At 37.4% G+C, this 7,958-nt stretch carries 6 protein-coding genes and 2 pseudogenes; 4 read left to right on the top strand and 4 right to left on the bottom strand.

The features are described from left to right. Positions 1–213 precede the first annotated feature (213 nt). A complete protein-coding gene (locus tag ACZ9AO_RS25240; protein WP_476111084.1) occupies positions 214–1,110 on the bottom strand; it encodes a LysR family transcriptional regulator in 897 nt (298 codons plus the stop codon). 153 nt (positions 1,111–1,263) lie between these two features. On the opposite strand from ACZ9AO_RS25240, the gene ACZ9AO_RS25235 reads away from it, so the two are divergent. The 4 genes and pseudogenes from ACZ9AO_RS25235 to ACZ9AO_RS25220 all read left to right on the top strand — a co-directional run bounded on the left by ACZ9AO_RS25235 (position 1,264) and on the right by ACZ9AO_RS25220 (position 4,533). Continuing rightward, a complete protein-coding gene (locus ACZ9AO_RS25235; RefSeq protein ID WP_476111082.1) occupies positions 1,264–1,653 on the top strand; it encodes a tautomerase family protein in 390 nt (129 codons plus the stop codon). 46 nt (positions 1,654–1,699) lie between these two features. Then, positions 1,700–2,902 carry a YbfB/YjiJ family MFS transporter gene (locus ACZ9AO_RS25230; protein WP_476111080.1) on the top strand — a complete coding sequence of 401 codons (1,203 nt, stop codon included), beginning with the start codon at positions 1,700–1,702 and terminating at the stop codon, positions 2,900–2,902. Positions 2,903–2,936: 34 nt separating this feature from the next. Then, positions 2,937–4,028: an NAD(P)H-dependent flavin oxidoreductase gene (locus ACZ9AO_RS25225; RefSeq protein ID WP_476111078.1), complete on the top strand. Its 1,092-nt coding sequence runs from the start codon at positions 2,937–2,939 to the stop codon at positions 4,026–4,028. A gap of 25 nt (positions 4,029–4,053) precedes the next feature. Next, positions 4,054–4,533, top strand: a pseudogene (locus tag ACZ9AO_RS25220) (DinB family protein). 281 nt (positions 4,534–4,814) lie between these two features. Here the strand turns inward: ACZ9AO_RS25220 and ACZ9AO_RS25215 are convergent. From ACZ9AO_RS25215 to citZ, 3 genes and pseudogenes are all read right to left on the bottom strand, one after another. Beyond that, entirely contained in the window at positions 4,815–5,033 is a 219-nt protein-coding gene (locus ACZ9AO_RS25215; RefSeq protein ID WP_476111076.1) for a hypothetical protein, read from the bottom strand. A gap of 170 nt (positions 5,034–5,203) precedes the next feature. Continuing rightward, positions 5,204–6,466, bottom strand: coding sequence for an L-lactate MFS transporter (locus ACZ9AO_RS25210; RefSeq protein ID WP_230163192.1), 1,263 nt, complete (start codon positions 6,464–6,466; stop codon positions 5,204–5,206). Between the two features lie 350 nt (positions 6,467–6,816). Then, positions 6,817–7,933: pseudogene (gene citZ, locus ACZ9AO_RS25205) on the bottom strand (citrate synthase). Between the last annotated feature and the right edge of the window lie 25 nt (positions 7,934–7,958).

Here is a 7,958-nt window from a genome sequence, read left to right as displayed (position 1 = left end):
ATACACAGTTACATTACAAGAACCTGAAGCATCTTAATCCAGTCCACTTACCTACAATAAATCAGTAAATTAGGCGCTCTCCCCTTTTTAAAAAACAATGAGCTGCGTCTTCTTAAGTATTGCCTTTTCCCCTAAATTCCAGAAGTCTATTTTCATGGTAGTTTAAGTACATTCCTTCACAATCTTTGTAAATTGAAGAAAATATCACTCCACTTAAATTAACCTTTTATTATCTAACAATTCCTCCTCATCACATATCATATTGATGAATTTAATTAAAGACGCAGGTACATACTTATCTTTTCGATAAATGAATACTGTTTTGACTTTTCCATATAGATTCGGAATTGAATGTTGTCTAATGATTCCGTCTTGTACATGCTTTGTAATCACACTTTGTGGAAGCATACTTATACCTAGACCAGCTGCTACACAACCGATGATTCCATCTATCGTGCCAAATTCCATTATCTTATTGGGTATCATCTTCTCTTGGTATAACCATTGTTCAAACTTTTCACGATAAGCACATCCTGAATGAAATACAAGCAGCGTCCTTGTTTGAATTTCATTGATGGAAGAAGCTATTGGAGGATGAACTGTATCTGTAATGAGCATTAGTTCCTCTTCGAATACTTCTTTCTGAATGAGATCAGGATGATTAATAGGGCCAGATACAAATGCTCCATCAAGTTCATTCTGCAGAACTGCTTGAATATTTTGTTCTGTAGAACCTGTTTTTAAAGTTACATCAACCTCTGGAAAGTCTTTATGATACTTTGAAAATAAGACTGGTAAGCGAACCGCTGCGGTTGTTTCCATTGAACCAATAATTAACGGACCTCTAGGTGTTTGATCATCATTCATCATATTTTTGGTTTCTTCTATAAGATCGAATATCTTTTCTGTATATGTTAGCAACATGCTTCCTTTGTCAGTTAATGCAGTGCCACGATTATGTCTATAAAAAAGAGTTGTTTGAAGCTCCGATTCCAACTGCTGTATTTTCATTGTGACATTTGACTGTGCATATTGTAGTTCTCTTGCTGCTTGAGAAATACTCCCCATCTTAGCAACACTCTGGAAAATTTTTAATGTATGCAAATCCAAAATGATCTCTCCTTTTAGCCATCGTTATGAGTGATACCAAATATCAATTTTATGTATTATACCATATAGCAAAGAAAAGATATGCTTATAATATCCTACATTTAACTGGATACTCTAAAGACATTATTACTTTTTGAGGGGAGACACACAAAAATGCCATTATTACGTTTTGACTTAGTAGAAGGAAGAAACGAGGAAAATCTTAAAAAATTATTGGATTCAGCTCATCGTGCGATGGTGGAAGCTTTCCAAGTGCCTGAAAGTGATCGTTATCAAATAGTTCATCAGCACCCACCGCATGAGCTAATAATCGAGGATACTGGACTGGGGTTTAAAAGAAGCAGAGACTTAGTAATTATTAGTATTGTTAGTAAAAAAAGAACTGAAAAACAGAAAGAAACATTATACGCACTTCTTGCACTTAAACTTGAATATGAATGTGGGATTTCTCCACAAGACTTGATGGTTTCTATAACAGAAAACAGCGATGCTGATTGGAGTTTTGGGCTAGGAGAAGCACAGTTTCTAACAGGTTCATTATAACTAAAAAAGATATGGTTATAATATACAATTTCATTGAGGTGCATCTATGAAGAAGCAAACTTATCTTTTTTTAATAGGGGGAATATTTTCTTTAATCATTGCTATGGGGATTGGAAGATTTGCCTTTACTCCCATTCTTCCACTTATGCAAAAGGACCTTTCTTTATCAAATACAACTGCTGGTTATATAGCATCTAGTAATTACGCAGGATATTTGCTTGGAGCAATTTTAGCTGGTGCCATTCCGTTTAAGAAGTATAGAACCAATTTATTAAGAGTAAGTCTCATCATCAGTATCTTAACCACTGGCCTAATGGGTTTCACATACTCTAATTTACTATGGAATGTACTTCGCTTTCTATCAGGGTTTGCCAGTGCGTTTGTTTTGGTCTTAGCCTCTGGTATCGTGTTAGATAAACTTGCAACTATAAGAAAAACCAGTTGGTCGGGGTTGTTTTATGGGGGAGTAGGTTTGGGAATCTTTTTATCCAGTCTAATGATTCCGAGTTTAAACCATTTATTTCGGTGGGAAGGGACATGGATAGGACTAGCTGTTGTGAGTGGAATCCTTGCTATCTTTGTATGGATCTGGCTCGATGAATCCCCCAACGTTGTTAAGAAGAAAAATAAACAAGATATGATTGTAAAAGTCCCCCCCACTAAATGGCTTATATGGTTGATTATTGCGTATGGTTTAGAAGGATTGGGTTACATTGTTACAGGAACGTTTATCGTATCCATCGCTGAAAAGACCTCATACTTTCATAATGGTGCCACCTTAGTTTGGATGATGGTGGGATTGGCTGCGATTCCATCCTGTCTCATTTGGTCTTTACTAGCTAAAAAGTGGGGATACATTAAATCTTTAGTGCTTGCAATGGCTCTGCAATCCTTGGGTATTGCGATGCCAGTCTTTTGGATGTCAAAAACTAGTTTTGTCATAAGTGCTTTATTATTTGGAGCCACGTTTATGGGTATCACCACCCTGGCTACAACAGTGGGACGAGAAATGAATCCATCTGATAGCAGTCGGACTATTGGCATCCTTTCTGCTATTTATGCTTTAGGACAGTTGATAGGACCAACCCTTGCTGGAGTCTTATCATCATTCACACATGATTTTAATGCTGCTTTTATTGGCGCAGCATGTATTGTCTTCTTTGGGGCAATTTTGCTTTTAAGTGGGGTTCATTTCGAGAACAACCCTAACGTTCATCCATCCAATATAAAAAAAACAGAAGAGAATTAATTAGGAATAATATACAAAATTGGGGGAGTCATTGATGTTAAATAATGAAATGATGAAGCATTTGAAGATTAAGAACCCTATTATACAAGCACCCATGGCTGGAGGTATCACCACTTCGGATTTAGTAGCCAAGGTATCCAATGCTGGGGGACTTGGAATGATCGGAGCAGGCTATCACACACCAATACAATCAAGAGAGCAGATTAGAGAAATCAAGCAGTTAACGTCAAACCCTTTTGGCATCAATCTTTTCGTGCCAAACGAATTTAACGTAACGCCTGAAGCAGTCCAATCAGCTAACCAGCTATTACACACTATCCGTAAGCAATTAAACTTAGAACAAACAGACAGCTTTGACATTCCTGAATATAACAAAATTTTTGAAAGCTTTATTGAACAAGTTAACGTTGTCATTGAAGAGAATGTATCTATTTGTTCCTTTACATTTGGTATTCCTCCTAAGGAAGTGATAGATAAATTAAAACAGCACAACATTACTCTTATAGGGACAGCTACAACGGTGAAGGAAGCCGTTGAAAATGAAAAAGCAGGAATGGATATGGTTGTTGTGCAGGGCAGTGAAGCTGGCGGGCACCGCGGGAACTTTATTGATGGTCATCAGGGGAGCCTAGTAGGTTTAATGTCACTTATTCCGCAGGTTGTTGACAATGTAAGCATACCTGTTATTGCTGCTGGAGGAATTATGGATGGAAGAGGATTAATGGCTTCACTCTGCTTAGGAGCCCAAGGTATACAAATGGGTACAGCTTTCTTGACTTGTATCGAAAGTGGAGCACATAAGGTGCATAAAGAGGCCATTTTAAATGCTGCTGAAGACCAGACAACCTTTACTCGTGCCTTTTCTGGGAAATGGGCAAGAGGTATTAAAAACAAATTTATTGAAGATATGCTAGAGCATGAATTGGTTGTACCCGATTTTCCTGTACAAAACCTATTAACTCAAGTAATTAGAAAAACGTGCAGTGGACAAAATAATCAGGATTTCATGTCACTCTGGTCTGGACAGAGTCCAAGATTAGCAAAAAGTGAAACCGTTGAAATATTAATTAAAAATATTCTTGCAGAAGCCGAAAAAATAAATAAACAATCATTTTCTCCAAAGTGAACGCATATATGCATAGAAAAACTACATCTTTATTCGAGAAAATACATTTAGTTGCTTATCCGAAATTAATGGCGAGTCATCACTTTTCATTCCTGAAGGATTCACTAATAATATTAAATGGAATCTAGGACATATATATGTTGTACAAGAAAAGTTCGCTTTTAATAGTATTAATGAAAGAATTACAATGTAGAAAGACATTTTCAATTTAATTATTACTGGTACTAAACCAACCGATTGGGGAGAAAAAGTACTACCAATGATTAGCGAACTAATCCAATCACTGGAGAAACAAGTGGACAGGATCGAACAACAATTGGAATTTCGGTTAAAAGAAGTTATAGAGAAGCCGTTTACTACTTCAAAAGGTCTCAATTTATCAACAATTGAAGAATTACTCAGTTTTTGTTTATATCATGAAGGCATGCATTTCGCTACAATAAATTCGTTCAAACGGATTATTCAAAATGAAAGAAAGACAATCATTAAAAAAACTTTTTTATAGCACCGTCACAAATGGACGGTGCTATATATTAAAAGCGTTTAACTAAATTATCATCAAACACACTGTAAGTCCCGTTAATAGCAGCTTAAAGACAGCTCCGATCTTCAGCTAACGCACCCGTTAGTTCAACAAAAAGGAAAAATCCACTTACATCACTATATAGCTAATTTTGTAAACAAAAAGAGCGTTAACCCTATTGGTCAACACTCTAAAATCGATTTAACATACATTAATAACTAAAATATGAACCTATTCGACTATGCCAATCGTAAATTTCAATATCAATCTTCATTCTCTTCTTCTTCATATAAATCGTGTTCACCAATATAAATAGGGCCGTTTGCATAATCAATTCTGATTGGCCATTCATGCGGAACTGATAAACTGCTTGCTTCACCGGCTTCATTGACATGAATGTTGACCTTTGCTAGATCACCTTTGGCACAAAGACCAACAATTTCACCATTTTCAACAAATGGAACACGACGGATATGTATCAAAAAAGTCTCTTAATCAGGTTGAAAAGTAAGGTTGAACCTGTGAGTATCGTACAAAAATCAAATAACAAGAAAAAAAGGCATTATCACAGCTTGTCTAAAAGGAACTCGGCTGATTGATATGCCTTTATCGAATAGATTAACTACTAAATAGTTGGAGATACTATTCTGAATTATGAAATTTTACTTAAATTCATTCCTTTTTGTTGTGCTCTTTGCATTTTTTTGATATCTAAACGCAGCCAGATGGAAATGACGAAAGCAATTGCAATTAATCCAGCGAAAACATAGAACACTGGAATATAACTGTTTGTACTTTCTCTAATTGCGGTAACCAGCATTGGTCCACAAACTCCTCCAAGCGACCATGTTGTTAAAAGATAACCATGGATAGCACCAATTTCTTTTGTTCCAAATAAATCTCCAGCAAATGCAGGGAGATTTGAGAAACCTCCACCATAACAACTAACAACTAACAAAATAAACCCTTGGAACAATAACGAATTTGTTGTAGTTGGCAGTAAAAGGAACGCTCCGATTTGAATAATAAAGAAAATCACGAAAACATTTGGGCGGCCAATATAATCAGAGGCTGCTGCCCAGCCAAGTCTGCCTCCACCATTAAAGATACCCATGATACCTACTAGTGTAGCAGCCCCAGCGACTGACAAGCCAACTACGTCTTGAGCCATTGGAGAAGCCACAGAAATCATCATAATTCCAGCACTAGTATTAATTAATTTCATTGTCCACAGCATCCAGAAATGCTTTGTTCTAACCGCTTCTTTTGCAGTTACCTGTCTCAAATCTTTCTTAATTTCTTTTTTGCCTGACTCAATATCTTTTTTCATACCTTCAGGAATCCAGTTCGCTTTTGGAGGTGCAATATAAGAAGCACCTAGAAACATTAGTATGAAATAACCTGCACCTAAAATATAATAAGTAGAATAAATTCCAACAGACTCCATAAGACTTGCTGCAACTGGGGCTGTAATAAGAGCTCCAGCTCCAAAACCGAGTACGGCCATACCTGTCGCTAACCCTCTTCTATCGGGGAACCATTTGACTAGAGTGGATACTGGTGAGATGTATCCTATACCCAAACCGAGACCACTTATTAATCCATAAGTAAGTAGGTAAAGTGGAAGTGAATCGATCATAACAGCCAAACCGGAACCGGCTTGTCCTAAACCAAATAATACAGCTGCAACCATAGCTGATTTTCTTGGACCATTCTTTTCAACAAATTTCCCAAAGAAAGCTGCGGAGGTTCCTGCAAGTGCCATCATAATTGTAAAAGCTAAAGTTACTTGAGTTTCTGACCACCCCATAGTCTCAACTAAAGGTTTCTTGTATACGCTATATGCGTATGCCCCACCAATGGAAAGGTGGATAGCGATAGCAGATAAAGCTATTAACCATCTGTTTTTTGTCATTTTGTTACCCCATTTCGTGACTTTAAGATATTTTGCATGCGTTTTATCTATCTTTTGGATAAGTATATAATTCCACATCGAGTTACAAAAAAATCTGGTTCCTTCTATAACAAAGTTTGTAAAATCCTTTACAGACAAATTTAACTCCCTGTGCCGAACGGAAACGTGCCAACTACAATTTCTTTCGGGAATCCTGATTCTATAAAGATGGCATATGTCATCCATCAACAGGGTTGGTCTGCAAACAAGAGGTTAAAGAGATACAGTTGTGCCTCTTTACCTGTGAAAACTGCGCAACAACGATGGGCGGCGTTATCTAGTTTCTCGCAAAATATGGAATACCCGTACCCTTAACGTTCCGCGATTGGAATATATTCTAGGTGTTTCGGTCCGATATAGTCAGCGCGGGGGCGAATTAAACGATTGTTCTCATACTGTTCCAAAATATGAGCGATCCAACCTGATACGCGGCTCACCGCGAAAATCGGCGTGAAAAGGTTATGTTTAATCCCTAAGCAGTGATAAACGGATGCTGAATAGAAATCAACGTTCGGCGGCAATCCCTTTTCACTTCGAATGATTTCTTCCATAATTATTGACATGTTATACCACTTGTCTTCACCTGTGACTTCGGCTAATTGTCGTGACATTTCTCTCAAATGTTTCGCACGAGGATCGCCATTTTTATAAACCCGATGGCCGAAGCCCATAATTTTTTCTTTGTTGATAAATGCTCGTTTCAAGTAGGGCTCAATATAATCTATCTCATCAATTTCTGCCAGCATTTTCATCACACGCTCATTAGCTCCGCCATGAAGAGGTCCTTTCAACGCACCGATTGCAGCTGTTATCCCTGAATACATATCAGACAACGTGGCGACACATACACGACCTGTAAAGGTGGAGGCGTTTAACTCATGGTCAGCGTGTAGAACGAGTGCTTTGTTAAACGCTTCCTCAGACTTTGAATTGGGTATTGCTCCATTTAACATATAGAGAAAGTTGGCAGCAAAACTTAGTGAGCTTTTGGGTGGAATCGGTTCTTTCCCTTCACAAATACGCGCATAAGCTGCTATGATTGCCGGTATTTTCGCTTGTAAACGGATAGCTTTACGATAGTTGGCTTGATCACTGGTTTCATCTGCTTCTTCGTCATACAGTGCGAGTGTTGATACGCACGTCCTTAAGACCGCCATAGTGATGAATATTTTTGGTAGGAAACAATTTCAATTGTGCAATTAATTCTTCAGGAAGGGAAGCGTTTACATTTAATTCATTTCGAAATTCAGTTAACTGTTCTAATTTAGGGAGTTTGTTATGCCACAATAGATAAATAACTTCTTCAAAATCGGCAAATTGGGCTAGATCATCAATCGAAAAGCCTCTATATGTTAACATATCATCAACAATCGAACTGACAGAAGAGGTTGTTGCGACTACTCCCTCTAAACCCTTCTTTTTTAACATGATAATCCCCCTCGTATAAATTTAA

Source organism: Peribacillus sp. TE19612 (genome assembly GCF_056279465.1).
Note: the sequence above shows the minus strand (reverse complement) of the source record. Positions and strands in the feature narration are given on the sequence as shown.

Coding starts and splice junctions, on each gene's coding strand:
- ACZ9AO_RS25230 (WP_476111080.1), top strand. CDS start 1,700: ATGAAGAAGCAAACTTATCTTTTTTTAATAGGGGGAATATTTTCTTTA.
- ACZ9AO_RS25210 (WP_230163192.1), bottom strand. CDS start 6,466: ATGACAAAAAACAGATGGTTAATAGCTTTATCTGCTATCGCTATCCAC.
- ACZ9AO_RS25235 (WP_476111082.1), top strand. CDS start 1,264: ATGCCATTATTACGTTTTGACTTAGTAGAAGGAAGAAACGAGGAAAAT.
- ACZ9AO_RS25225 (WP_476111078.1), top strand. CDS start 2,937: ATGTTAAATAATGAAATGATGAAGCATTTGAAGATTAAGAACCCTATT.